Origin of the sequence: Reyranella sp. (assembly GCF_036558665.1) — a bacterium.
GTDB lineage: Bacteria > Pseudomonadota > Alphaproteobacteria > Reyranellales > Reyranellaceae > Reyranella.
Map to the genome: position 1 here is coordinate 1 of NZ_DATBFE010000028.1, position 24,079 is coordinate 24,079.

The window sequence follows — 24,079 nt, forward strand, 5'->3', positions numbered from 1 at the left end:
ATCTGGTCGAGAGGCTATGGTGTCGCCTCAAGGACTGGCGTCGCGTCGCTACTCGCTACGACAAGCTCGCCAACAACTTCCTCGCCACCGCCATCATCGCGGCCGCAATCATCTACTGGTGCAATTGAGTCTGGAGCCTAGGCCCAGGCCGCCGCCGAAGCTTCCTGTCGGACGGCTACGCCGCCTTGGGCATCCAGCCCATCACGGCCTTGGTTTCAAGGAATTCCTCGAAGCCGTGCTCGCCCCATTCGCGACCGTTGCCCGACTGCTTGTAGCCCCCGAACGGTGCACCGAAGTCGGGGCCGGCGCCGTTCAGATGCACGTTGCCGGTGCGCAGACGGGAGGCGACCTTGCGAGCCCGATCGATGTTGCCCGACTGAACGTAGCCGGACAGGCCGTAAGGCGTATCGTTCGCCTGCGCGACCGCGTCGTCCTCGCTGTCGTAGGCGAGCATGGTGAGGACCGGCCCGAATATCTCCTCCCGGGCGATGGTCATGTCGTTGGTGACGTTGGCGAAGATCGTCGGCCGGACATAGTAGCCACGGTTCATGTTTTCGGGCCGCCCCGGGCCGCCGGTGACCAGCGTTGCGCCTTCCTCGATCCCTTTCTGGATCAGCGCCTGGATCTTGTTGAACTGCACCTCGCTCACGACGGGCCCGATCGTGCCAGGTCCCGCGTCGGGCGTCGCCGGATCAATGACCTTGACCTTCTCGGCGGCGGCCTTCGCGATGGCGATCGCGGCGTCGTTCTTGGTGCGCGGCACGAACATGCGTGAGGGCGCGTTGCAGGACTGCCCGGAGTTGAGCATCATGCTCATCACGCCCGAAGAAACCGCCTTGGTCAGATCGGCATCATCGAGCACGATATTGGCCGACTTCCCGCCCAGTTCCTGCGCCACGCGCTTGACCGTGTCGGCAGCCGCCTTGGCGACCGCAATTCCAGCGCGCGTCGAGCCGGTGAACGACATCATGTCGATACCCGGATGGGACGACAGCGCCTCGCCGACCGTGGGGCCGTCGCCGTTGACGAGATTGAACACACCCGGCGGCACCCCAGCTTCGTGCAGCACGTCGGCGAACAGCATGGCATTCATCGGCGCTACTTCGGAAGGCTTGAGCACGACGGTGCAGCCCGCCGCGAGTGCCGGTGCTACCTTGCACGCGATCTGATTGATCGGCCAGTTCCAGGGCGTGATGAAGCCGCAGACACCGACCGGCTCCTTCACGATGGCGGTGGTGCCGTGCATTTCCTCGAATGGATAATCCTTGAGGATTTTCACGGCCTCGGTCAGGTGTCCGAGGCCAGTCGCGGCCTGGGCCGCCTTGGCGAGCCACAACGGCGCGCCCATCTCCTGGCTTATCACCTCGGCGATCACCTGGAACTTCCCCTTGTACGCTGCGATGATCTTCTCCAGGAGGGCAAGACGCTCCTCGCGCGTCGTCCGCGAATAGGTCGCGAAGGCACGTCGCGCGGCCGCGACCGCCTTGTCCACGTCAGCCTTGGAGCCCAGCGAGACGCGTGCGAAAGCTTCCTCCTTCGCCGGATTGACGACGTCGATCGCCTTGGGCATCACGGGATCGACCCACTTGCCGCCGATGTAGAATTGAAGCCGCTCCAGCATGGCCGTCCCTCCTTGATCTGCCGTTCTCGCACCATGTTAGCCAGTCGCGGCGAGACAGCATAGAGGGTGCGACATGACAGAGGCGATGCACAGGCCGCTCGCCGACTGCCCTGGCCGTATCGGGGCTTGACACAGTCGTTGCCAACTCAATGGCTGCTAATCTGGCAATAACGTCTATAGTTCAAGTCACGCGTTGCGTGGACTGCGTGCAGGTTTCTTTTGCCAAGGTCGTTTGTCCTGTCTGACGATACTCTCAACCTTTTCTACTCCGACGACGACGGAGCCGATCCCGACCGTTGGCTGAGGTTCGACCGTTACCCGCGCGCCATCGTCCGTCGCATCGTCAGGGGACCGCGGCGGGTGATGGGTCTCGAGCGGGTGTTTCTGAACCTCGTCGCGGGTCTCGACCGGCTCGGCGTTTCGTATCGCGTCAACGACTACGAACACCTGCAGCGCCATCCGGGCGAGGTCGCATGCGTCATCGGCAAGCCGCGGGTGCTCGACAGGATGCCGCGCGACACGCCCATCGTCTTCGGACCAGCCGTTCACAATCACCCGGTCGACGCACCGACGCTCTTCGCCGACCATCGCATTCTCGGGGTCCTGGTGCTCTGCGAATGGGCGCGCCAGATGTTCGCCATCCACTGGCCCGGGAAGGTCCATACGTGGCCTGTCGGCATCGACACCGACAGGTGGATGCCCATCGAAGAGGTCGCGAAGGACATCGATGTCCTGGTGTATGTCAAGATCCGGTGCCAGCCCGCCCGCGACAACGCAGCTGTGCGGGATCCTGTCCTGGAGACATTGCGAGCATCCGGAGTGCGCGTCGCGACCATCACCTACGGCCACTATCGCGAGGAGCACTTCCACGCGCTCCTGAAGCGCTCGCGGTCGATGGTCTTCCTCTGTGAGCACGAAACGCAAGGCATAGCGTTGCAACAAGCCTTGTCATGCGACGTCCCGGTATTCGCCTGGGACTTCGGCGGCGTCTGGCAGGACCCCGACTACTACCCCCATCGGGTCAGCTTCGGACCGGTAACGTCCGTACCCTACTGGGACGCCCGATGCGGCATGAAGTTCGTCGATGCCGCCGGTTTTCGCGATGGCTTTTCGACATTCTGGTCACACGTGGCCGACGGCGACTTCAGCCCACGTCGGTTCATTCTCGACAATTTGACCCTCGAAGCGCGCGCCCGCGCCTACGTCGATTTGGTGGGCAAGCTATCCCGCACAGCCGGCGACACGGATGCCGGCTCAGTCGAGCGGCAACGGCGCGCCGTCGAAACCCTCCACCGGAAGCCCGAGAAAGCGGACGATGGTGGGGGCGATGTCGACGAGAGACGTGGGCCGGCCAGCCGTTCCTGACGAACGTCCGTCGTTCGCGATCAGGAAAGGCCTGGTCTCGTCGGTTCCCCAGCCGCCGTGTTGGCCGCTGCCGATGGCCGCGGGCTTGTCGGGCTCGGCGGCGACGTAACGGCGGCCGCGAATGCCATAGGCATTCGTGTTGTCCTGTCGCGCCATGTTGACCGCGGCCACGACCCCGCCGCGCGCGGCATGGCCGCGTCGGGCAAGATCGCCCTCAACCACGATTTCATCCGCCCACGGCGCACTCCGCATCTCGTCGAGAACACCGAGCAAGCGGCCGCGTCCCCTGTCCGTTGCGTAAAGCAGCGCCGCCGTACCCTGGCCGGCGACAGCGACCTCGCCCGCCTCGAGCTCGCCGCCCAGCCCGTGGGCCACGAGCCAGACCGAAAGGTCGATGCAGGCGCCGATCGTCTCCTGGCCATGATCCGATCCGACCAGCAGGAGAATCTCCTCGCCACCGTCGCGCAGCCCCTCGATGGTGCGGAAGACCTCCAGCACACAGCGTTCCGTCTGCCCAAGCGCGTCGTGATGCTCAGGCGAACCGAGCGGTACACCGTGCAAGGTCAGGTCGGGGTTCGCAAGCCACAGGATGGCGGCCGTCGGGCGGCGATCGCCGAGCACTTCGGCGCAAAAGCGCTGCGTCATCGCCCAATCACCAGCGAGATCGTGGCTCACGTCCAGCGCATCGGCGCTCGCGATAGGCTCGCCGTTCGGCGCATAGGAGCCCGCGCGGTGATAGACGTAACCAAAGTGATCGGGATCAAGGAAATAAGCGGCCCCTGGAGAAACGTTCGAGAACGCGATGAAGCCGCCCACGCCCGCGACGCGTTCGGCAAGCGACGGAACCAGCAGCGTGCGGCCGGTGGCCCGGCGCATGTGCGTCCGGAAGTCCGGATGGCCGACGTCACGGACGACGATTCTCCCTCTTTCAAGCAATCCCATCCGGTTGCCGTGCAGGCCATGGCGACCGGGCAGACAGCCGGTCGATACCGATGCGGCCGAAACACGCGTGACAGAGGGGAATACGGCGGTGTGCGCGTCGCACCAAAGGCTGTTGCGGCCGAGGTCATGCAGAACGGGAGTCGTCTCGCGCCGCACCCAGTCGCGGCCCAAGCCATCACAGCAGACGAATACCGCCCGGCGGGATTTCTTCATCTTTCGAACTCAAGCCCTTGCGCACTCCGACCGATGGTAGTCGACTTCCTCGAGAAAATACTCAGGAGGAAACGATGCAGTTCGGATATTTCACGATGCCGTCGCACCCCCCGGAGAGGCCGCTCAAGGCCGGCCATGAGTGGGACCTCCAGGTGATCCGCTGGCTCGACGAGCTGGGCTTCAAGGAATGCTGGATTGGCGAGCATCACACCGCGCCATGGGAGCCGCATCCGTCGCCCGACCTCCTGGTCGCCCAGGCCCTGTTGCAGACCAAGAATATCCGTCTCGGCCCGGGCGGCTTCCTGCTGCCTTATCATCACCCGGCCGAACTCGCGAACCGGGTCGCCATGCTCGACAACATCTCCGGTGGCCGCCTCAACTTCGGCGTTGCGGCGTCCGGCCTGCCGAGCGACTGGGCGATGTTCAACGTCGACGGCATGTCGGGCGTCAATCGCGACATGACACGCGAGGCTCTCGACATCATCCTGAAGCTGTGGAGCGCCACCGAGCCGTTCGACTACAAGGGCAAGTTCTGGCACGTCACCAGACCGGAAACCATGTTCGGCTTCCTGAAGGCGCACATCAAGCCACAGCAGACTCCGCATCCTCCGATCGGCGTGGCGGGGCTTTCGAAGAACTCCGACACGCTGAAGCTCGCGGGCGAGAAAGGGTTCCTGCCCATGAGCCTGAATCTCAACCCGGCCTATGTCGCGAGCCACTGGGACTCGGTCGAGGTCGGCGCGGCCAAGGCCGGGCGCACGCCCGATCGCGGCGAGTGGCGGATGGTGCGCGAGGTCCTCGTGGCCGACACCGACGAGGAAGCCATGCGGTTGTCCGTCGGCTCGATGATGGGCCGCATGATGCGGGAGTATTTCCTGCCGCTGCTCGCCCAGTTCGGCTTCTTCGAGTATCTGAAGCACGACCAGAGCGTGCCCGACTCCGATGTGACGCCGGAATATTGTGCGCGCCACAACTGGATCGTCGGCTCGCCCAGGACGGTGATCGAGAAGATCGAGAAGATCTACGACGAGGTCGGCGGCTTCGGTCAGCTCCTGGTATTCGGCTTCGACTACATGGACAAGCCCGAAGCCTGGCGGCACTCGCTCGACCTGCTGGCACGCGAAGTGATGCCCAAGGTGCAGCACCTGAAGCCCAAGCCGCACAAGCTCGCGGCTGAATGAACGGTTGCGCCGAGGTTCGTCCCGGGTTCAGGTCCCGCCGGCGGGCCGCTGCGCCTGGCGCTTGGAAAGAATCGCCGCGGCGGCGAAGCCCGCGGCGGCCACCAGCATGATGGCAGACAGTCCCCATAGCACCGGCGTGTAGTTGCCGAACGTGCTCCAGGCCAGCGACGCCATCAGCGGCCCGGCGGCGCGCATCACATTGGTCGGCATGGTGAGCGCGCCGCTCACCACGCCATAGCCTTCCGGACCGATGAATTCCGGCACCGCCATGCCGCGCAGGATCGTCACCAGGCCGTTTGCCACGCCGTAGATGATCGCGAACAGGATCAGGCCGTAGACATCGCTGATGCCGGCCGCCAGCATCGCCATGGCGATCGGAAAGGCAAAGTAGATCAGCGCGCCGAGCTGAATGACGGTGATATGGCGCTGGCCCGCCATGAGGAGCACGCGCCCCACCACCTGCATCGGCCCGATCAAGGCGATGATCGCCATCACCACGCCGATCGCGACGCCCCGTTCGGCGAGCAGCGGGATCAGGTGGAAACTCATCGCCGAAAAGGCGAGACCATAGCCCGCGAAGGCCACGACCAGCCCCCAGAACGCCGGCACCTTGACGGCAGCCGCGAGCGGCCCTCTGTTGGACGGCGCCGCACTCGCGGGCGCAGGGTGGGCGATCGGCACGGCCTTTTCCCGCGGCCCGGGAACGAACAGCCAGTGGATGAAGAAGGCGACGCCGAGGTTGATGGCAGCCAGGACAACCAGCGTCGGCCGCCAGTCGATGCGATCGATCAGAAGCTGAGCGAATGGAATGCCGAAGGTGCTGGCGAGACCACCGACGAAGGTCATCACCATGATCGCCTGCCGGAAGCGCGGGCCATAGACTCGGGTGATGACCGCGAACGCGGGCTCGTACAGCGTGACCGACTGACAGGCGCCGAGCCCGATCCACACGCCGTAGAAGACCGGCAGCGACTGGGTGCGCGACCAGACGAACATCAGCACGGCCGCCAGGAGCGATCCACCGGCCATCAGCCGGCGGCCATGGCCCCGGTCGATCCAGGCGCCCACTGGAATGGAGCACAACCCCGCCACGAGAAGGCCAGCCGACAGCGCGCCGAACAGGTCGTTGCGCGACCAGCCCAGCTCCTTCTCCATCGGCGCGACGAACAACGGGAACGTGTAGTAGACCAGTCCCCAGGTGATGAGCTGCCCGACCGAGAGAACCCACAGGACGGTCGATGGGCGCTTTCGCCACGGCCCTTTTGCGCCGCGGTCGGCCAATATCGCTCCGAACCTCGCTTGCCCCTCCATTTCACGGAAGCGTAACGCCGATGCGTCGCGGAGAACAGCTGGATGAATTCTATCAAGCGCATAAACATTGCTTTGCAGGGCGGCGGCTCGCATGGCGCCTTTACCTGGGGCGTGCTCGATGCGCTGATCGAGGATGGCCGTCTCGCCTTCGAGGCGGTAAGCGGCACCAGCGCCGGAGCCATGAACGCCGCCATCATGCTGCAGGGCTGGGCCAAGGCCGGTCCCGAAGGCGCCCGCAAGGCGCTGGCGGATTTCTGGAACGAGCTCGGCGCCCTGGCGGTGGCCAGTCCGGTCCGACGCTCGCCGCTCGATCGCCTGCAGGGCAACTGGAATCTCGACGATTCGCCGACGGCGATGTGGGCCGACGTGATCCAGCGAACGCTTTCGCCTTGGCAACGCAATCCCCTCAACTTCGACCCGCTGCGCGATCTCCTGCGTAAGCACTTCGACGAAGCCGCAGTGCGCGCCTGCGAACAGATCAAGGTCTTTGTCGCCGCCACCAACGTCGAGACCGGCAAAGTGCGGCTATTCAGCCGACACGAGCTGTCGATCGACGCACTGCTCGCGTCGGCCTGCCTGCCAAACATCCACGATGCAGTGGTGATCGACGGCGTGCCCTATTGGGACGGCGGCTATCGCGGCAATCCCCCGATCTGGCCGTTCATCTATGCCAGCGACAGCCACGATGTCGTGCTCGTCGAGCTCGATCCGGCGGTGCGCAAGGGCGTGCCCAGGTCCAATGCCGAGATCGCCGATCGGCTGAACGAGATCACCTTCGGTGGCGCTCTGATGGCCGAGATGCGTGCAATTGCTTTCGTCCAGGACCTGATCGGCCAGGGAGCAATCACCGGCCCGTTCGGCGCCCGCCTCAAGATGATGCTGATCCATTCCATCAATGACGACGCCGCGCTCGCCCCGCTCGGCGCAGTGAGCAAATTCAACATCGAGCCCGAGTTCCTCGAGCACCTGTTCCAGCTCGGCCGCGCGGCAGCGACCCGATGGCTGGCCTCGACCTTCGATTCGATCGGCGTCAAGACCAGCATCGACATCGCCGCCCGGTTCCTGTGAAGTAGGAACCATGCGCATCGGCATCGATCTCGGCGGCACCAAAATCGAAGGCCTCGTCATCGACGACGCGGGCGTCGAGAAGGCCCGTCTGCGGGTCCCGACACCGGCGACATCCTATGAGCAGGACGTCAAGGCCATCGTCGATCTGATCGCCGAACTGGAACGACAGGTCGGTGCCCGCTGCACCGTCGGCATTGCCCATCCTGGCGCGGTGTCGCCCGCCACAGGCCTCGTGAAGAACGCCAACTCGACCCGGCTCAATGGCCGGCCGCTTCCGGTCGACCTCAAGCACGCGCTCGGCCGGGAAGTGCGGCTGGCAAACGACGCCAATTGCTTTGCCGTGTCCGAAGCTTCGGACGGTGCGGCCGCCGGCTGCGGCATCGTCTTCGGCGTCATCCTGGGCACCGGCGTCGGCGGCGGCATCGTGATCGACGGGCGGCCCCTTACAGGCGCCCAGGCGATTGCCGGCGAATGGGGGCACACTCCGCTACCGCTGCCGCACGACGACGAGCGTCCGGGCCCGCGCTGCTATTGCGGCCGCATCGGCTGCATCGAAACGTGGCTGAGCGGCCCGCGCCTCCAGGATCAATTCGCCAGGCACACCAGCCGGCAGATGCGGGCGACCGATATCGCCGAGGCTGCCGCTCACGGGGACGTCGAGGCCGCAGCTCAGATGGAACTCTATTGCGACCGGCTGGCGCGAGCGCTGTCGGTCGTCGTCAACATCGTCGACCCACACGCCATCGTGCTGGGCGGCGGCCTGTCAAAGATGGCGGTGCTCTACGACCGGGTGCCCGAGCTCTGGAAACGCTACGTGTTCTCCGAGCCGGAATTCATCGCGACCAGGCTGTTACCGCCCCGGTACGGCGATTCGAGCGGCGTACGCGGTGCGGCCTGGCTATGGCCGCCGGGAGCGTCCGCCTAGGCCGTGATCAGTTACAGTTGGGTTTGGGCAGCGCTTCCAGCCGCGAGATGCGATATTCGATGCCGCCGTCGCCCTCTTCGTGGGTGCCATAAAGCTCGATGCCGTTGTCGAGGGTGAGGCTGCTCATCTCGAAGGCGGCCTGCTCACCCTCCTTTTTGGCAGCGGCATCGAAGAAACCGCCGCGGAAGTAGATACGGGAACGACCTTTGACGAGGGAGGCGCCGCCGTCGGGGATATGCAGATCCGCCAGCCGTTTCGGCACCTTGCCAATCACCACGTTCACCGACTGCGGCGGCTTGGGCTTCTCGCCAAAGAAGAACAGCGCGTCGAAACTGGAGTCGCCCGCAATGGCATGCTTGAGCGTGGCCCGGCTCATCGCCATAGGGAACATGGTGCCGGCCGGCAACACGACCGATTGGCCGTCCGGATCGCTGAAGCGCGCCTCGCCGCGGCCGTCTTCGTCCAGCGTTGCATCGCCGCGAACGAGGCTGGTCTGGCGGCCGTTGGTGCTGGAACGATGCTCGAATTGCAGCTTACGTCCATCGCGGCTTTCCGTCATTTGCGAAAGCTGTTCGGTCACGACCGCGGCACGTCGACCGTCGAGCTCGAGGCGCAGGCGCTGGTTCATGATGTAGCCTTCGCAGGTCAGCCGCAGTTCAAACGCGTAGGTTCCCGGCGAGTCCGCACCCGGCTTGCCGTGATCGAGCAGGGCCACGTCATAGGCGGCGCGGTGAGGCTGGAGTTGCTGGGCTTCGACGCGCGCGGCCAGCGAAGCGATTCCGGCAACGAGCACGGCTGCGAGCAGCCTCCGTCGGACTTTCAGCATTTGGGTCTCGGCAGGTTTTGGATTTGAACGAGATGAGCATCGACGGCGAAGTCGCCATAGTCGAGCAGCATCGAGCGCGCGATGCCGTTGCCCAGGAGATCCAGCGCCAGCTCGTATTCGGGCTGGGCGCCCTGATCGCCATTGGCGAAGAACGCGAAACGGACGCCCCACGCCGGCTGGTTGCGCAACAGGCCGATATCGCCGCGAACGGACGGCGTTCCCGGCCTGGACCGCGACGGACGGCCGATAACCGCATTGACCTGGAACGCGCCGTCGAGCCGGGCGCCGTCGAACACCTTGTAGGAGACCGATTTGTCGCCGTCACGCGCATGCTTGAGGACCAGCGCAAGATGCGTCGTCGGAAACAGGGTGCCCACCGGCAGTTCGAAGCTGCGAGCCTCGGGCAATGTGAAGCTCGCCCGCCCCTTGCCGCCCAGCGAATCGAGCTCGGCATGACCGCGCAGCTCCTCTTCGACCTCGTCGTTCTGGACGTTGCGCACGCTGAACCGCAGTTGCAGTCCATCCTTGGTTTCGTAGCTCGTGAAGCTCGAGTCGGTCTCGAATTCCTCGCCGTCGCTGCGCAGGAAGGTGAGCTTGATGCGCTGGCGGATCTCCCAGGCATCGCAGGAATCGACCGTCTCCAGCACCATGTTGCCATTGACCTCGACGATGCCGCTGTTGGGACGGGCGACCGCGAGCTTCATCTCGTAGTTCGCCCGGTTGGGCACCAGCACCGAGTCGGCCGGCAGTTCGGGGATCTGAACGGACTGCGATTGCGGTTGCGCGGCTTGCGGCTGCGCCGCCTGAGGTTGCCCGGGCTGAGGCGGCGACGGTGCCGGCTGTGGCCGGGTGGGCTGAGCCGGTGGCGGCTGTTGCGGCCCTTGTCGCGGCTCCTGGGCCAAGGCTGCCACGCTTATCCACAGTCCTAGCACGAGCAATGCGCTCACGGCGGCAAGCGAAGCCACCGTCTGGACGCGGGAACAGCGAAAACTATACGTGGTCAACGGGGCGATTGAGCAGGACTAGGCCTTGTAGCGGGGCAAGCAAGCGTAATATCCATGCATTTGAATTTCCAGAATGATCGGCTGCGGCAGGGCTGCACAGGAAGGAATATGGTCCATGACTAACCGCAAACCTCGTGTGCTGGCGACGCGGCATTTTCCACCCGACGTCGAAACCCGGCTGACGGCCAATTTCGATGCCGTCCTGAACCCGGAGGATCGACTGCTCGATGGTCAGGCTCTTGCCGGGGCAAGCGAGGGATGCGAGGCGATCATGTGCGCAGCGGGCGACCCGCTGAACGCCGAAACCATCGCCGCCCTGCCGGCCTCGGTGCGGATGATCGCGACATTCTCGGTGGGCTATGAGCACGTCGACGTGGCGGCGGCGGCGAAGCGCAAGATCGTCGTGAGCAACACGCCTGACGTGCTCACTGACGCAACTGCCGACATCGCCATGCTGTGCCTTCTGGGCGCTGCCCGACGAGCGCACGAGGGCGCAGCCATGCTGCGCACTCACCACTGGGTCGGCTGGACCCCGACGCAGCTCATGGGTGTGCAGGTCACGGGCAAGCGGCTGGGCATCCTCGGCATGGGACGGATCGGCCAGGCCATGGCCGACCGCGCGAGGGCCTTCCGCATGACGATCCACTACAGCAATCGCAGCCGACTGCCGCCCGACCTCGAGAAGGGCGCCGTCTTCCATGCCGACCCCGAGGCCATGCTGCCGCATTGCGATTTCCTGTCGATCAACGCGCCGATGACGGCCGAAACCCGGAAGTGGGTCAATGCCGAACGCATCGCCCGTCTGCCCAGGGGCGCGATCGTGATCAATACGGCAAGGGGCGGGGTCGTCGACGACGACGCCTTGATCGCGGCGCTAAGGAGCGGGCACCTGGCTTCCGCAGGCCTCGACGTGTTCGACGGCGAACCCAGGATCCACCAGGGCTACTACGCTCTCGAGAACACCTTTCTGCTGCCCCACATGGGATCGGCCACCGTCGAGACCCGCAACGCCATGGGGTTCAAGGCGCTCGACAATCTCGAGGCCTATCTTCTCAGGGGACAGTCGCCGCCCGATTTGGTGCGTGCTTCCTGAGGCGCTTTCGCTTGGCCGGCGTGTGCTTGACGGCCGGCTTCTTCGCCGGTGCGGCCTGGGGCGCCGCGGCGGGTGACGGCGGGGTCTGGTCGGCGACCGTGGTCACGGGCGATGGCGGCTCGTTCGTCTCCGGCCGGGCGTAGGCCTCGGCATCCCAGCTCGTCGGCGGCGCATCGGCCGCAGCATGGGGTGGGGGCAGATACTCCACGCCGCCCTCGCCGGCCAGACGGAAGGGTTCCGTGTAATTGACGTCGTAGGGATCGTGGTCGCCGTCACGCGCCCGGCAGACGTCCTGGTTGCGGAACATCCGCCACAAGGCACAATCCTTCTTCGACACCATGGAGGCCAGATGATCGGCCGCGGTCTTGTTGGTCTCGGCCAGCGAGACGCCGTCGGCGCCGTAGCTCGCCGCCGTCAGCGCCAGCGGCATGCCGCATGCGCCGGTCAGCAGCGCCAGCCCGACGACCAGGGGCAAAACCAGCAAGGTGAGCCGAGGGAAGCTCATAATTGTTCTTAGGAATTCTTTGTAACATTTTGAGCGTATTCAATTTTTTGTTGTCCGTCAAATCGGTCAGCCGGCACGTTCGCCTTCTCGAACGGCCTGCACATAGACATTGATGATCAGGGCTCCAAGCAGGATCAGCCCGCGAATCAGGATCTTGAGGAAGCTGTCGATCTCGACGTGGTCGAGGCCATTGTTGAGCACCCCCAGGATAAGGAGCCCGATGATCGTGTTGCCGATGCCGCCCCGACCGCCGAACAAGCTGGTGCCACCCACGACCACGGCGGCGATGGCATCGAGCAGATAGCCGTCGAACTCGTTCTGCTGGGCACTGCCGAAATGCGCCACGCCGAGCATGCCGGCGACACCCGAACAGACGGCCGAAATGACCATGACCGCGCTCAGGACCAGCTTCACGTTCACGCCGGAATACTCGGCCGCCTCGCGATTGCCGCCCACCATGTACACGTAGCGGCCGAATCGCGTGTAGGTCAGAACGACGTGGCCCACGAGCAGGAAGACGGCCAGCACGATGATGATCCACGGAATACCGCCGATGGAGCCCGCACCCATCGTGGCCACGAACGTGGGAACGGCGTAGGCGATCTGCCCGCGCACCAACAGCGCGCAGATGCCGGCACCGATCTGCATCATGGCAAGCGTCATGATGAAGGACGGGATGCCGATCACGGTCATGCCGATCGCATTGACGAGACCGAGAAAGGCGCAGGACACGAAGGCCAGCGCGATCGCCGCTATCGCCGGCAACGGCACGTTGGCGATATTCACGTAGGATTCCTGGAGCGTGAAGTAGGCAACCACGATACCGGTCGCATTGGCGATCGCCGCCACCGACAGGTCGATCTCGGCGCACAGGATGACAAAGGTCAGCCCGACCGCGATGACGCCTGCTACCGAAATCTGGGTCAGGATGTTCGCGGCGTTGTCGAGCGTCGCGAAGGACGGGCTTGCCACACCGAAGAAGACCAGCAGCACGATCAGGGTCACGAACGGGGCGATGTTGCGCATCTGCCCGCGCACGAACGCTCCCAGTCGCGAACCGGCTTGCGGCTCGGCCTTGACGTCCGACGACGTCGTCATGCCCCGTCCTCCTTCATGCTGCCTCCAGCAGCCGATCCTTGCTGACCGTCTCGCCGGCGAATTCGCGGACGATCCGACCTTTCTTCATCACCACGATCCGGTCCGCGAGCGATAGCACGGTCTCGGGCTCGGTCGACATGACGACGATGCCGAGGCCCTGCTCGCGCAAGCCCCGGACGATGCCGACGACGTCCTCTTTGGCGCCGACATCCATGCCGCGTGTCGGCTCACTCAAGACCAGGACTTTCGGTGGCCATGTCAGCCATTTCGCCAGTGCCACCTTCTGCTGGTTGCCGCCCGACAGGCTCTGCAGCATCGTCTCAACCCGGGATGGCCGGATCGAGAGAGACGCTGCATGGCGACGGGCAATGACCTTCTCCATCGCGGGCCTCAGCCACAGGCGGGCAATGCGTCCCAGGACGCTGATCGACATATTCTTGTAGACCGGCTCACGGTAGAACAGCATCGAGCGGCGGCTCTCCGGCACGAAGGCGACGCCGGCACGACGTGCATCCGCGGTGTTGCGCAGGCGCAGCGCTCTGCCATTCATCTCCAGGCGCCCGGCGGTCGGCCGCACCTTGCCGAACATGGTGCGCGCGAGCTCGATCTGGCCGCAGCCCATGAAGCCGTAGACGCCCAGCACCTCGCCCGCCCTGACATCAAACGAGACGTCGGCGAAAGCGCGTCCGACCCCTAGGTTGCGCAGCGCCAGCACTACCGGGGCGCCGGGCTTGCTGTCCAGGGCGACAGTGCCGGTATAGCTCTCCTCGAGATCCTCATGACCACAGCCGATCATGCGCTCGATGACCCAGCCCTTGTCGATACCGGCTGCTGCTTCTGTGACGATGCGCCGGCCATTGCGGAAGATCGTCACCGTGTCCGAAACCACGAGGATGTCGTCGAGAAAGTGCGAGATGAAGATGATGCTGCGGCCATTGGCCCTGACGGCGCGCAGCACCTCGAACAGCCTATGTACTTCCGGCGGCGACAACGCCGATGTCGGCTCGTCGAGGATGACGATGCGGGCGCCGGAAAAGAGCACGCGCGCCAGCTCGATCAACTGCTGCAGACCGATCGCCAGCGACCCCATGCGGACACGCGGATCGACATCGATGCCGAGGCTCGCCAAGTGCTCGCGCGCGCCCGCAAACATGGCTCGCCAGTCGACCACGCCGCCACGCGTGGGCTGTTTGCCGAGATAGACGTTTTCGGCGACCGTCAGATCGGGGACGATGCTGAGTTCCTGGTGAACCATGCCGACGCCGGCTGCCAGGGCGTCGCGCGCCGAACGGAAATGCACCTCGCGTCCGTCGATCGCCATGCGGCCCTGGTACTGGGCGTGCACGCCAGCGATGATCTTCATCAGCGTCGACTTGCCGGCGCCGTTCTCGCCGACCAGTCCATGGATCTCGCCCTGCCGAAGCGTGAAGTCGACATCGCGCAGGGCGGCCACGCCGCCGAACGACTTGGAAATCCCCCGCATGACCAACCGTGCCGAAGTGTCCTCCGGCACGGCTACCGACTCCACCTGCATGGCATCAGATCAGGAAATGATCTTCCATCCACAACATGCCCGGCGCATTCGCCTTGGTCACCACCGGACCATCGGTGACGATGTTCTTGGGAATGCCGGGGCCGGTCTTCTCACCTGCGGTCACGGCCGCGACGCCAGCGATGATGGCGCCACCATGGATGCGGCACGAGGGATTGCGCACAGTCGCGAACATGCGGCCATCCTCCACCGCATTGATCGCCGGCGGCATGGCATCGACGCCGCCAATCAGGATGCTGGTACGGTTGTGAGCTTTCATCACGTTGTAGGCGGCGAGCGCCATGTCGTCGTTGTGAAAGAAGGCGGCATCGATCTGCGGATACTTCGTGAGATAGGTCTCCCACAGGCGCGCCGTCTTGGACACGTCCCAGTCGGCCGGCTGCGTGTCGAGCACCTTGACGCCCGGGTACTGCTTGACGACCGACTCGAAGCCCCTGGCCCTTCCCTGCGCCCCGGTGTGGCCGAGCGCGCCCTGGGTCATGATTATGTTGCCCTTGCCGCCCATCTTGGTGACCAGCGCCTGGGTGACGGCCGAGCCCATGAACTCGTTGTCCGGCGCGAGGAAACTGTGGACATTGATCTTGTCCAGGGGCGCGATCAGCGTGTCCATGTCGATTACCGGAATGCCGGCATCGATCATCTTCTGCACTGGCTGGGTCAAGGTGCCGATGCCGAAGGCCTGGATGGCGACGAAATCCCACTTCTGAGACGCCATGTTGTCGATCGCCGCACGCTGCTTGACGGCATCGAGCTGGCCGTCGAACCACGTGACCTCGACATTGAACAGCTTGCCCCAATATTCGGCGGCCGTCTTGCCTTGGGCGCACCAGGTCGCCTGCAGGCCGGCGTTGGAGAAGGCGGCCTTCAGCGGCTTCTCCGACCGGCCAGCCGCGATGCCGGCCGCCATCGCCGGATTGATACCGAAGACGCCAAGCGCCGCCGCTGCCCCGCCTGCCGACGCGACGGTGAGAAAATCACGTCGGCCCTTGTTCACTGTGTCCGTCATCGCTTCCTCCTTGGTCATCCGGTCGTACGCCGGCGTTGGCCAAAGTTTGGCAGCGAGCGCGCAGAGCGGCAAGCATGGCGCTGCCTCCGTGACGGCGATCGGCTATTCTTTCTTGGCCTGCGGCAGCTTCAATGCGATGTGCAGCTCCCGCAGCTTCTCCGCCGGCACCTCGGTCGGTGCATCCATCATCAGGTCCACGGCCTGCTGGTTCATCGGGAATGTGATCACTTCGCGGATGTTGGGCTCGTCGGCCAGCAGCATGACGATGCGGTCCACGCCCGGCGCCGCGCCGCCGTGCGGCGGGGCACCGTACCTGAAGGCGTTGAGCATGCCGCCGAAGCGATGCTCCACTTCCTCCGGGCTATAGCCTGCGATGCCGAACGCCTTGTACATGATCTCGGGCTTGTGGTTCCGGATCGCGCCCGAGCAAAGCTCAATGCCGTTGCAGACGATGTCGTACTGCCACGCCTTGATGGTCAACGGATCCTGCGTCTCCAGCGCTTCCAGCCCGCCTTGCGGCATCGAGAACGGATTGTGGCTGAAGTCGATCTTCTTCAGCTTGTCGTCGTACTCGAACATGGGAAAATCGACGATCCAGCAGAAGCGGAACTCGTCCTCCGCGATCACGCCCAGCTCCTCGCCGATTTTGCTGCGCGCCTGGCCCGCGAACTTCCAGGCCGCCTCCGGCTGATCCGCAACGAAGAACACCGCGTCGCCATCCTCGCCGCCCGTCAGCGCCTTGAGTCTGGCCAGCCGCTCGTCGGTCACGAATTTCGCGATCGGCCCCTTCCCTGCACCGCCCTCCAGCACGATGTAACCGAGGCCGGGTTTGCCCTCGCCCTGGGCCCAACTGTTCAGCCTGTCGAAGAAGCTTCGCGGCTGGCCTGAGGCGTTGGGAGCGCGGATCGCGCGCACCACGCCGCCTTTGGCGACGACGCCGGCGAACACCTTGAAGTCCGAGCCGGCGAAGACTTCGCCCACGTCGAATATCCTGAGCGGATTGCGCAGATCCGGCTTGTCGGTGCCGTAGGTCAACAGCGCGTCAGCATAGGGAATGCGCGGAAACGGGAACGGCGTCACCTTGCGCGGCACTTCGCGGTTGAAGGCGGCAAATTCCTGGAAGACGCCACCGAGTACGGGTTCGATGGCCGCGAACACGTCCTCCTGGGTAACGAAACTCATCTCGAAGTCGAGCTGATAGAATTCGCCGGGGGCCCGATCGGCCCGCGCGTCCTCGTCGCGAAAGCAGGGAGCGATCTGGAAATAGCGGTCGAAGCCCGACACCATCAGGAGCTGCTTGAACATCTGCGGCGCCTGCGGCAGCGCATAGAACTTACCGGGATGAAGGCGGCTCGGAACGAGATAGGAGCGCGCGCCCTCGGGGCTGTCCGCGGTCAGGATCGGCGTCTGGAACTCGGTGAAGCCCTGCTCGATCATGCGCCGGCGGAGGCTCGCGATCACCTGGCTGCGCAGCATGATGTTCCGGTGCAGCTTGTCCTTGCGCAGATCGAGGAAGCGGTACTTGAGCCGCAACTCCTCCGGAGTGGTGTCGTTCTCCTGGTAGACCGGAATTGGCAGCGGCTCGGCCATCGACTGGATCGTCATCTCCCGGGCATCGAGCTCGATCTCGCCGGTCTCGAGGCGTGGATTGACCGTCGTCTTGTCACGCGCGACGACCGCGCCAGTTACGGTGATCACGCTTTCGTTGCGCACGGCGTCGGCGGCCTTGAACACGGGACTCGCAGCATCGACAACGATCTGGGTGACGCCGTAGTGGTCGCGAAGGTCGATGAACAGCAGGTGGCCGTGGTCGCGCTTGCGCTGGACCCAGCCCGAGAGACGGACTGTCTGGCCGACATGCTCCAGCCTCAATTGGCCGCAGGTATGGGTTCGATAAACGGAAGACATTACGGAAATTCCGGGTTTTAACGGCCCGGCAAAAGGCACGGATCGCGCCGTCAAGTCAAGCTGGCCGGCTCTTTCCCTGCGCGTCAACTTTGCCGGACGACGCCGCCGGGTCTATAGATCGTCCCCAATGAAGCTCATCACCAAGACGGACGAATTGGCGGCGTTCTGCAAGCCCCTGGCCGATGCCGAATTCGTCGCGGTCGACACCGAATTCATGCGCGAGCGCACCTATTGGCCCAAGCTCTGCCTGGCGCAGGTGGCGGGCCCGGAGGACGCTGCCGCCATCGACGCGCTGGCCGAGGGAATCGACCTGTCCCCGCTCGACGAGCTGATGGCCAATTCCAAGGTCCTCAAGGTCTTCCATGCCGCGCGTCAGGATCTGGAAATCTTCTATCTGCGGATGACCCGCGTGCCGCAGCCGCTGTTCGATACGCAGGTCGCAGCAATGGTCTGCGGCCATGGCGAGGCAGCCTCCTATGAGTCGCTTGCGACCAAGCTCGCCAAGGCACGCATCGACAAGTCCAGCCGTTTCACGGACTGGAGCCGCCGGCCGCTGAGCGAGCGGCAGATCACCTACGCCCTGTCCGACGTGACGCATCTGCGCGTCGTCTATGAGAAATTGCGCCGTCAGCTCGAGAAGAGCGGCCGCCTGCCCTGGATCGCAGAGGAAATGGCCGTGCTGAACGATCCGGCGACCTATCGCGCCGATCCCGACCTCGCCTGGCGGCGCCTCAAGCCCCGCGGCGCCTCGCCACGCTTGCTCGGAACCTTGAAGGAAGTCGCCGCCTGGCGCGAGCGAACGGCGCAGCGGATCGACATCCCACGGCAGCGCCTGCTGCGCGACGAGCAGCTTCTCGAGATCGCCAGTCATGCGCCCAAGAAGATCGAGGAGCTGGCCATGACCCGTGGCCTCGGCCGCGGCTTTGCAGAGGGCTGGCAGGGTCGCGAGATCCTCGAAGCCATCGAGAAGGCCCGGCAGATGCCGGAGTCCGAGCTGCCGACGCGCGACAAGCCGCCCGAACAGCTTCGCGCGCCGGGCGCCGTGGTTGATCTGCTGCGCACCCTGCTGCGCCTCAAGGCCGAGCAGGCGGGGGTGGCGGCCCGCCTCGTCGCGAGCGCGGATGAGCTCGACCGCCTGGCTGCGGGCAAGCGCGACGTCCACGTATTGACGGGCTGGCGGCACGACATCTTCGGTCGCGACGCGATCGACCTGATCGAGGGCCGCCTCGCGCTTGCCCTCGAAGGCGAGCATGCGAAGCTGCTGCCGGTCGCGCCCTCGAAATAGAGCTGGTTGCGCTCAGTCGGACACGATGACCGATTTCAGGTCAAACGCTTCCGCGGCGCTCTCCAGGCGACGCGCGGTAACGTCACCCAGGCTTCGCTTCAGCAGGGGTGGTACGATCAGGCGCAGATCGCGCTCGGTGCGGCGCAGCTCGATTTGCGGCAACAGGCCCGGCGCTCCGCCCGAAAGATTGTAGGCCAGCCTCAGGCAGGCACCGAGGCGCCGCGCAAAGGATCGGCCTTTGCCGTCGCTGAGCCGGAGCGCGGTATCGACCGTCGCCGACCTGGGGTCGCTCTTGTACCGATAGGTGAGCGTCATCGCGAGCACCGCGCGATCGCGATGGCTCATGCCCGGCGCCGGCAGATGGAGTACACGCACATAGGCCTGCTCGGCGCGATAGTCGGGATGATCGTTCCACGAGATGTCGCTCAGGTGGCACGCCGCCGTGCGCAGGGTGCGCTCGGGGGCGCTTTCGCCGGCGAAGACTGGCGTCAGCCAGTCGAAGATCTCCATCGGCGAAAGGTCGAAGCGCCGCCAGCCGGCACCCTGCTCCTCGGCAAAGGCGATCAGGGGATGGCGCGCCTGCTCCTGCGCGCCGAGCCGCGAATAGTAGAAGCCCTCGCGCAGCCCGAACGCGGAGAAGATAACGTTGCGCGGCTTGAGCGCGGCCAGCAGCCGGTCGAGGGCGAGGCAGGCCAGGGGCAGCGTCTCGACACGGCGTCGCGACACGCCGGGCATCTTTTCCAGCGACTTGGCGCTCTGCACGGCAATCAGCCGCGCCACCGCGCGGGCATCGTCCGCCGGTATGTCGTATTGATGGATGATGTGCAGCGGATAGCCCGCCTGCTCCATGTGCAGTCTCGCAAACGACCGCCACGCGCCGCCCACCGCGTAGAACGTCTTGCCGATTTCGTCGCGCAGCCAGCGCACTTCGTCGATGGCATCGACGACGATCCGCTTGGGATCGCTCTTGCCCGACGACATGAGCCGCAGCGGTCCGACCGGCAAGGTGCTCGAGGCGCCGATCCGGCCCTGTCCGAGAGCCACCAGCTCGAGGCTGCCGCCTCCCAGATCGCCCATGACCCCCGACGCATCCGGCATGCCGCACATTACGCCGTATCCGGAATAGCGCGCCTCGTCCTGGCCGCTGACGATATGGGCCTTGATTTCCGGCCGCCGCTCGAGCTCGTGCATGAAATCTGGCCCATCGACGGCATCTCGCACCGCCGCGGTGGCGAGCAGGTCGAGCGACTTCACCTTCATGTTCTGAGCGAGCGTAACGAAGCGGTCGATGTTGGCGAGCGCGAGCTCGACGCCGCCAGGGTTCAGCCGCCCGGTCGCGTCCAAACCGCGAGCAAGACCGCACAGAACCTTCTCGTTGAATACCGGCAACGGCGCCCGGCTGGCGCGCTCGTAGACGACGAGCCGGATCGAATTCGAGCCGACGTCGATGATGCCGACGCGGCCCTCCCCGACGTGGCCGTCCTCGACGCGGGCCTGTGCGGTCTGTTGGCCGTCCATGCGCGCCCCGTCTAGCCGAAACCGGGCGCATTTGCAGCGACAAATAAGGGCGTCGAGGCGCGCGCCCCCCGCTCAGGAGCTGAGAACCAGTCGCGGTACCGCGCCGCTCAGACGCAACGCGCTTCCCCGGCCCGAAAGCGACGGATTCGTCATGAAATAGTGATGGGCGATGAAGGGTTCCTTGCCCGGGTGGGGGCGCACATACGCACCCTCGGGCGTCATCGTCCAGCTCTGGCCGTCGTCCTTGAGGTTGGCCACCATGATCTGATCCAGGACCTGCTCGTGAACGGTGGGATTTTCCACCGGGCACAGGAGCTCGACCCGCCGGTCGAGATTCCGCGGCATCCAGTCGGCGGACGAAATAAAGACCTTGGCCTGTGCAGACGGCAGGGCGACGCCCGCACCGAAGCACACGATGCGCGCATGTTCCAGGAAGCGGCCGATCATGCTCTTGACGCGGATATTCTCGCTCAAGCCTGGCACCCCCGGCCGCAGACAGCAGATACCGCGCACCACGAGGTCGATCTGCACACCCGCCCGCGATGCGGCGTAGAGCCGGTCGATCAACTGCGGGTCGACGAGAGAGTTGAGCTTGGCCCAGATCGCGCCCGGCGTGCCGGCCTCGGCATTGGCGATCTCGGTGTCGATCAGGTCGTACAGTGTGGAGCGAAGCGTGACCGGCGCGAAGGCGATCTTCTCCATTTTCTCCGGGCGGGCGTAGCCGGTCATGAAGTTGAACAGACGCGCCGCGTCGCGTCCCATGGCCGGATCGCAGGTGAAGAACGACAGGTCGGTGTAGATGCGCGCCGTGATCGGATGATAGTTGCCGGTGCCGAAATGCACGTAGGTGCGAATCGACTGCGCTTCGCGGCGCACCACCATCGACACCTTGGCATGGGTCTTGAGGTCGATGAAGCCGTAGACCACTTGCACCCCGGCGCGCTCGAGGTCGCGCGCCCACCGGATGTTGGCTTCCTCGTCGAAGCGGGCCTTGAGTTCCACCAGCGCCGTGACCGTCTTTCCGGCTTCCGCCGCCGCGATCAGCTCCTTCACGATCGGCGAATCGGCCGAAGTCCGATAGAGCGTCTGCTTGATCGCCACGACCGCGGGGTCGCGCGCCGCCTGACGCAGGAACTGCACCACCACGTCGAAGCTCTCGTAGGGGTGATGAACCACGATGTCCTTGGCCCGGATGGCCGCGAAGCAGTCACCGCCAAAGTCGCGGATGCGCTCGGGGAAACGCGCGATATAGGGCACGAACTTGAGATCCGGCCGGTCGTCGACAATCACCGCCTTGACGTCGCCGATATTGAGCATGCGCTCGAGCTCGAAGATGTGGACCGTATGGCCAGCAATCTCGAGCTGATCGAACAGGAAGTCGCGCAGCTCGGCCGGCATGGCCGCGTCGAGCGTAATCGAAATCAGGTCGCCGCGGCGGCGCCGCTTCAGCGCGCTCTCGTAGAGGAGGACGAGATCCTCGGATTCCTCGTTGATCTCGACGTCGCTGTCGCGGATCAGCCGGAAGAAACCTCGTGCCGTTACTTCGTAGCCTGGGAAGAGACGCGGCAGGAAGATCGCAATCAGTTCCTCGAGCGGCAGGAAGCGGATGGCTGCACCTGGCAGGCGAACGAAGCGGTCGACCTGGGACGGCAGCGGCAGCAGCGCCATCAGTGTGCGCTTGTCGTCCTTGCGCTGAAGCTTCAGCAGGGCGGAGAAACCGCCATTGGGAATGAACGGAAACGGATGGGCGGGATCGATCGCCAGTGGCGTCAGGATCGGGAAGACCTGGTCGATGAAGTACTGTTCCAGCCAGGTCCGTTCGGTTTCGACGAGTTCGGAGGCATTGAGGACCGCAATGCCGGCCGCGCGCAGTTCGCCCTGCAGCGTCGCCCAGGCCTGCTGTTGCTCGGCCATAAGGATGGAGGCCTGCTCGCGGATCGCGGCGAGTTGCTCGGCCGGCGTGAGGCCGTCATCGCTCAGCAAGGTCGAGCGGTTGGGCAACATGTCCACAAGCCCGGCCACGCGCACCATGTAGAATTCGTCGAGATTGGCGGCCGAGATCGACAGGAAGCGCACGCGCTCCAGCAGCGGATGGCGGGGATTGCTGGCCTCTTCGAGGACGCGCGTGTTGAAGGCGAGCCACGACAGCTCGCGATTGATGAAGCGTCGTGGACTATCGGCTGCTATGGCAGACGGCCGTTCGCCGGCTGCGGAGGTGGTGAGGGCGTCCATCGTTCGCTGGTCGAGGTTCCTGCAATCTATGCACAGAACGCTACCGCCACTACATGACGGTGTCATGGCAATTAGCTAATTACTTGTTTCTCATAGATTTTTTTGGGATGACCTCGTGAAGACAGTCCTCCTTCTGCGGCATGCCAAGTCCGGTTGGAGCAATCCTGGCCTGACCGATCATGAACGCCCTTTGAGCGCACGGGGCGAACGCGCGGCCGACCTTATGGCCGACCATGTTGCGCGCAAGACCCCTCGGCCCGACATCATCCTGTGCTCGACGGCGGTGCGGACGCGTCAGACACTGGCGCCGCTGGTCCGCCGCCTGACCACCCCTGCCCCGCCCATCTCGCTGGAAAAGGGCCTCTATCTCGCCTCCGAGACCGCACTTCTGACGCGACTGCGTGCCCTGCCGGACGAAGCCGCGACGGTTCTCCTGATCGGGCACAACGAAGGCATCGGCCAGCTCGCCGAGGCTCTGGCCGGCCGCGGTCCTTCCGCTCTGATCGACGCTCTGCGCGAAAAATTCCCGACCGGTGCGTTGGCGACCTTGCGGACGCCGGCCCAACATTGGGCCGATCTCGCTATGGGCTCGGCCGAACTGGTCGCCTTCGTACGTCCGCGCGACGTCGCCGGCGCTGCCTAGTACGTTCCAGGATACTGGCCACCATCCATCAGCAGATTCTGCCCGGTAATGTAGCGGGCGTGGACGCTGCAAAGGAACGCGCAGGCCGCCCCGAACTCCTCGGGGGTGCCGAACCGGCCGGCGGGATGAACCGCCTCGCCTGCCTTGTATTCCTCTTCGTAGGTTCTTCCGCTCTTGGCTGCCCGGGCCCGATAGGTTCCGCGCAACCGGTCGGTGGCGAACTGCCCCGGCAGCAGGGCGTTGATGGTGACGCCATGCTTGACCGTGACGCGCGCCACGCCGGCCACGAAGCCGGTCAGGCCCGAACGGGCGCCGTTGCTCAGACCCAGAATATCGATCGGCGCCTTCACCGAACTCGAGGTGATGTTCACGATGCGGCCGAAGCCGCGCTTCATCATGCCATCTACGGTCGCCTTGATGAATTCGATCGGCGTCAGCATGTTGGCGTCGATCGCCTTGATCCAGTCGTCGCGGTTCCAGTCTCGGAAATCGCCCGGCGGCGGACCGCCGGCGTTATTGACCACGATGTCGGGCTCGGGACAGGCGGCGAGCACCTGCTTGCGGCCGGCGTCGGTCGTGACGTCCACCGCGACAGCCGTCACCTTCACACCGGTTTTCTTGCGGATTTCCTCGGCCGTCGCTTCGAGCTCGTTCTTGGTACGGGCGTTGATCACGAGGTCGACACCCTCCTCGGCCAGCGCCAGGGCACAGCCCTTGCCCAAGCCTTTGCTCGCCGCGCACACGATCGCCTTGCGGCCCTTGATTCCCATATCCATCGCTTCG

General features: G+C 65.0%; 20 protein-coding genes and 1 pseudogene. 8 read left to right on the forward strand and 13 right to left on the reverse strand.

Annotated features, from left to right (window positions below; translation table 11 throughout):
- Positions 1–128 (forward strand): annotated as a pseudogene (locus VH499_RS04215) (IS5/IS1182 family transposase); the annotation flags it as partial.
- Positions 129–175: 47 nt separating this feature from the next.
- Here the strand turns inward: VH499_RS04215 and VH499_RS04220 are convergent.
- Positions 176–1,621 carry an aldehyde dehydrogenase family protein gene (locus VH499_RS04220; RefSeq protein ID WP_332051441.1) on the reverse strand — a complete coding sequence of 482 codons (1,446 nt, stop codon included), beginning with the start codon at positions 1,619–1,621 and terminating at the stop codon, positions 176–178.
- Positions 1,622–1,840: 219 nt separating this feature from the next.
- Between VH499_RS04220 and VH499_RS04225 the strand changes: the two genes are divergently transcribed.
- Positions 1,841–2,986 (forward strand): glycosyltransferase family 1 protein, encoded by a 1,146-nt coding sequence (locus VH499_RS04225; RefSeq protein ID WP_332051442.1) that lies wholly within the window; start codon positions 1,841–1,843, stop codon positions 2,984–2,986.
- Here the strand turns inward: VH499_RS04225 and VH499_RS04230 are convergent.
- Positions 2,876–4,141 (reverse strand): alkaline phosphatase family protein, encoded by a 1,266-nt coding sequence (locus VH499_RS04230; RefSeq protein WP_332051443.1) that lies wholly within the window; start codon positions 4,139–4,141, stop codon positions 2,876–2,878. The genes VH499_RS04225 and VH499_RS04230 overlap by 111 nt on opposite strands.
- A gap of 74 nt (positions 4,142–4,215) precedes the next feature.
- On the opposite strand from VH499_RS04230, the gene VH499_RS04235 reads away from it, so the two are divergent.
- Positions 4,216–5,322: an LLM class flavin-dependent oxidoreductase gene (locus VH499_RS04235; RefSeq protein ID WP_332051444.1), complete on the forward strand. Its 1,107-nt coding sequence runs from the start codon at positions 4,216–4,218 to the stop codon at positions 5,320–5,322.
- Between the two features lie 27 nt (positions 5,323–5,349).
- Here the strand turns inward: VH499_RS04235 and VH499_RS04240 are convergent, their stop codons facing one another.
- Positions 5,350–6,603, reverse strand: coding sequence for an MFS transporter (locus tag VH499_RS04240; protein WP_332051445.1), 1,254 nt, complete (start codon positions 6,601–6,603; stop codon positions 5,350–5,352).
- A 72-nt stretch (positions 6,604–6,675) separates the two neighbouring features.
- Here VH499_RS04240 and VH499_RS04245 point away from each other — a divergent pair, with 72 nt between their 5' ends.
- Both VH499_RS04245 and VH499_RS04250 read left to right on the forward strand, forming a co-directional pair.
- On the forward strand, positions 6,676–7,701 hold the full coding sequence (locus VH499_RS04245) for a patatin-like phospholipase family protein (RefSeq protein WP_332051446.1): 1,026 nt from the start codon (positions 6,676–6,678) through the stop codon (positions 7,699–7,701).
- A gap of 10 nt (positions 7,702–7,711) precedes the next feature.
- On the forward strand, positions 7,712–8,626 hold the full coding sequence (locus VH499_RS04250; RefSeq protein ID WP_332051447.1) for an ROK family protein: 915 nt from the start codon (positions 7,712–7,714) through the stop codon (positions 8,624–8,626).
- 7 nt (positions 8,627–8,633) lie between these two features.
- On the opposite strand, the gene VH499_RS04255 is transcribed toward VH499_RS04250, so the two are convergent.
- Positions 8,634–9,419, reverse strand: a complete 786-nt coding sequence (locus VH499_RS04255; RefSeq protein ID WP_332051448.1) for an EipB family protein — start codon at positions 9,417–9,419, stop codon at positions 8,634–8,636.
- 26 nt (positions 9,420–9,445) lie between these two features.
- Positions 9,446–10,363 carry an EipB family protein gene (locus VH499_RS04260; protein WP_332051449.1) on the reverse strand — a complete coding sequence of 306 codons (918 nt, stop codon included), beginning with the start codon at positions 10,361–10,363 and terminating at the stop codon, positions 9,446–9,448.
- 208 nt (positions 10,364–10,571) lie between these two features.
- On the opposite strand from VH499_RS04260, the gene VH499_RS04265 reads away from it, so the two are divergent.
- On the forward strand, positions 10,572–11,549 hold the full coding sequence (locus VH499_RS04265; RefSeq protein WP_332051450.1) for a D-glycerate dehydrogenase: 978 nt from the start codon (positions 10,572–10,574) through the stop codon (positions 11,547–11,549).
- On the opposite strand, the gene VH499_RS04270 is transcribed toward VH499_RS04265, so the two are convergent.
- The 5 genes from VH499_RS04270 to aspS all read right to left on the reverse strand — a co-directional run bounded on the left by VH499_RS04270 (position 11,509) and on the right by aspS (position 17,618).
- Positions 11,509–12,054 (reverse strand): hypothetical protein, encoded by a 546-nt coding sequence (locus VH499_RS04270; protein WP_332051451.1) that lies wholly within the window; start codon positions 12,052–12,054, stop codon positions 11,509–11,511. The genes VH499_RS04265 and VH499_RS04270 overlap by 41 nt on opposite strands.
- 66 nt (positions 12,055–12,120) lie before the next feature.
- Positions 12,121–13,152, reverse strand: coding sequence for an ABC transporter permease (locus VH499_RS04275; RefSeq protein WP_332051452.1), 1,032 nt, complete (start codon positions 13,150–13,152; stop codon positions 12,121–12,123).
- A gap of 13 nt (positions 13,153–13,165) precedes the next feature.
- The gene (locus VH499_RS04280) at positions 13,166–14,665 is read right to left on the reverse strand and encodes a sugar ABC transporter ATP-binding protein (protein WP_332051473.1); all 1,500 of its coding nucleotides are present in this window, start codon (positions 14,663–14,665) and stop codon (positions 13,166–13,168) included.
- A gap of 25 nt (positions 14,666–14,690) precedes the next feature.
- Complete coding sequence (locus VH499_RS04285) at positions 14,691–15,710, reverse strand: sugar ABC transporter substrate-binding protein (protein WP_414709743.1); 1,020 nt, start codon at positions 15,708–15,710, stop codon at positions 14,691–14,693.
- Between the two features lie 102 nt (positions 15,711–15,812).
- Positions 15,813–17,618: an aspartate--tRNA ligase gene (gene aspS, locus VH499_RS04290; RefSeq protein ID WP_332051454.1), complete on the reverse strand. Its 1,806-nt coding sequence runs from the start codon at positions 17,616–17,618 to the stop codon at positions 15,813–15,815.
- A 127-nt stretch (positions 17,619–17,745) separates the two neighbouring features.
- Between aspS and rnd the strand changes: the two genes are divergently transcribed.
- The gene (gene rnd / locus VH499_RS04295; RefSeq protein ID WP_332051455.1) at positions 17,746–18,903 is read left to right on the forward strand and encodes a ribonuclease D; all 1,158 of its coding nucleotides are present in this window, start codon (positions 17,746–17,748) and stop codon (positions 18,901–18,903) included.
- 12 nt (positions 18,904–18,915) lie between these two features.
- Here rnd and VH499_RS04300 read toward each other — a convergent pair whose 3' ends face one another.
- Together VH499_RS04300 and VH499_RS04305 are read right to left on the reverse strand one after the other, a co-directional pair.
- Positions 18,916–20,421, reverse strand: a complete 1,506-nt coding sequence (locus VH499_RS04300; RefSeq protein ID WP_332051456.1) for a Ppx/GppA family phosphatase — start codon at positions 20,419–20,421, stop codon at positions 18,916–18,918.
- A gap of 72 nt (positions 20,422–20,493) precedes the next feature.
- Positions 20,494–22,653 carry an RNA degradosome polyphosphate kinase gene (locus VH499_RS04305; protein ID WP_332051457.1) on the reverse strand — a complete coding sequence of 720 codons (2,160 nt, stop codon included), beginning with the start codon at positions 22,651–22,653 and terminating at the stop codon, positions 20,494–20,496.
- A 115-nt stretch (positions 22,654–22,768) separates the two neighbouring features.
- On the opposite strand from VH499_RS04305, the gene VH499_RS04310 reads away from it, so the two are divergent.
- A complete protein-coding gene (locus VH499_RS04310; protein WP_332051458.1) occupies positions 22,769–23,296 on the forward strand; it encodes a histidine phosphatase family protein in 528 nt (175 codons plus the stop codon).
- Here the strand turns inward: VH499_RS04310 and VH499_RS04315 are convergent.
- Positions 23,293–24,072 carry an SDR family oxidoreductase gene (locus VH499_RS04315; protein ID WP_332051459.1) on the reverse strand — a complete coding sequence of 260 codons (780 nt, stop codon included), beginning with the start codon at positions 24,070–24,072 and terminating at the stop codon, positions 23,293–23,295. The genes VH499_RS04310 and VH499_RS04315 overlap by 4 nt on opposite strands.
- Positions 24,073–24,079 lie beyond the last annotated feature (7 nt).

What these genes read in the sequence shown, in the direction of transcription:
- VH499_RS04235 (WP_332051444.1), top strand. Translation starts at nt 4,216, where the DNA reads ATGCAGTTCGGATATTTCACGATGCCGTCGCACCCCCCGGAGAGGCCG.
- VH499_RS04300 (WP_332051456.1), bottom strand. Translation starts at nt 20,421, where the DNA reads ATGGACGGCCAACAGACCGCACAGGCCCGCGTCGAGGACGGCCACGTC.
- rnd (WP_332051455.1), top strand. Translation starts at nt 17,746, where the DNA reads ATGAAGCTCATCACCAAGACGGACGAATTGGCGGCGTTCTGCAAGCCC.
- VH499_RS04275 (WP_332051452.1), bottom strand. Translation starts at nt 13,152, where the DNA reads ATGACGACGTCGTCGGACGTCAAGGCCGAGCCGCAAGCCGGTTCGCGA.
- VH499_RS04270 (WP_332051451.1), bottom strand. Translation starts at nt 12,054, where the DNA reads ATGAGCTTCCCTCGGCTCACCTTGCTGGTTTTGCCCCTGGTCGTCGGG.
- VH499_RS04250 (WP_332051447.1), top strand. Translation starts at nt 7,712, where the DNA reads ATGCGCATCGGCATCGATCTCGGCGGCACCAAAATCGAAGGCCTCGTC.
- VH499_RS04305 (WP_332051457.1), bottom strand. Translation starts at nt 22,653, where the DNA reads ATGGACGCCCTCACCACCTCCGCAGCCGGCGAACGGCCGTCTGCCATA.
- VH499_RS04245 (WP_332051446.1), top strand. Translation starts at nt 6,676, where the DNA reads ATGAATTCTATCAAGCGCATAAACATTGCTTTGCAGGGCGGCGGCTCG.
- VH499_RS04230 (WP_332051443.1), bottom strand. Translation starts at nt 4,141, where the DNA reads ATGAAGAAATCCCGCCGGGCGGTATTCGTCTGCTGTGATGGCTTGGGC.
- VH499_RS04220 (WP_332051441.1), bottom strand. Translation starts at nt 1,621, where the DNA reads ATGCTGGAGCGGCTTCAATTCTACATCGGCGGCAAGTGGGTCGATCCC.
- VH499_RS04265 (WP_332051450.1), top strand. Translation starts at nt 10,572, where the DNA reads ATGACTAACCGCAAACCTCGTGTGCTGGCGACGCGGCATTTTCCACCC.
- VH499_RS04315 (WP_332051459.1), bottom strand. Translation starts at nt 24,072, where the DNA reads ATGGATATGGGAATCAAGGGCCGCAAGGCGATCGTGTGCGCGGCGAGC.
- VH499_RS04285 (WP_414709743.1), bottom strand. Translation starts at nt 15,710, where the DNA reads ATGACGGACACAGTGAACAAGGGCCGACGTGATTTTCTCACCGTCGCG.
- aspS (WP_332051454.1), bottom strand. Translation starts at nt 17,618, where the DNA reads ATGTCTTCCGTTTATCGAACCCATACCTGCGGCCAATTGAGGCTGGAG.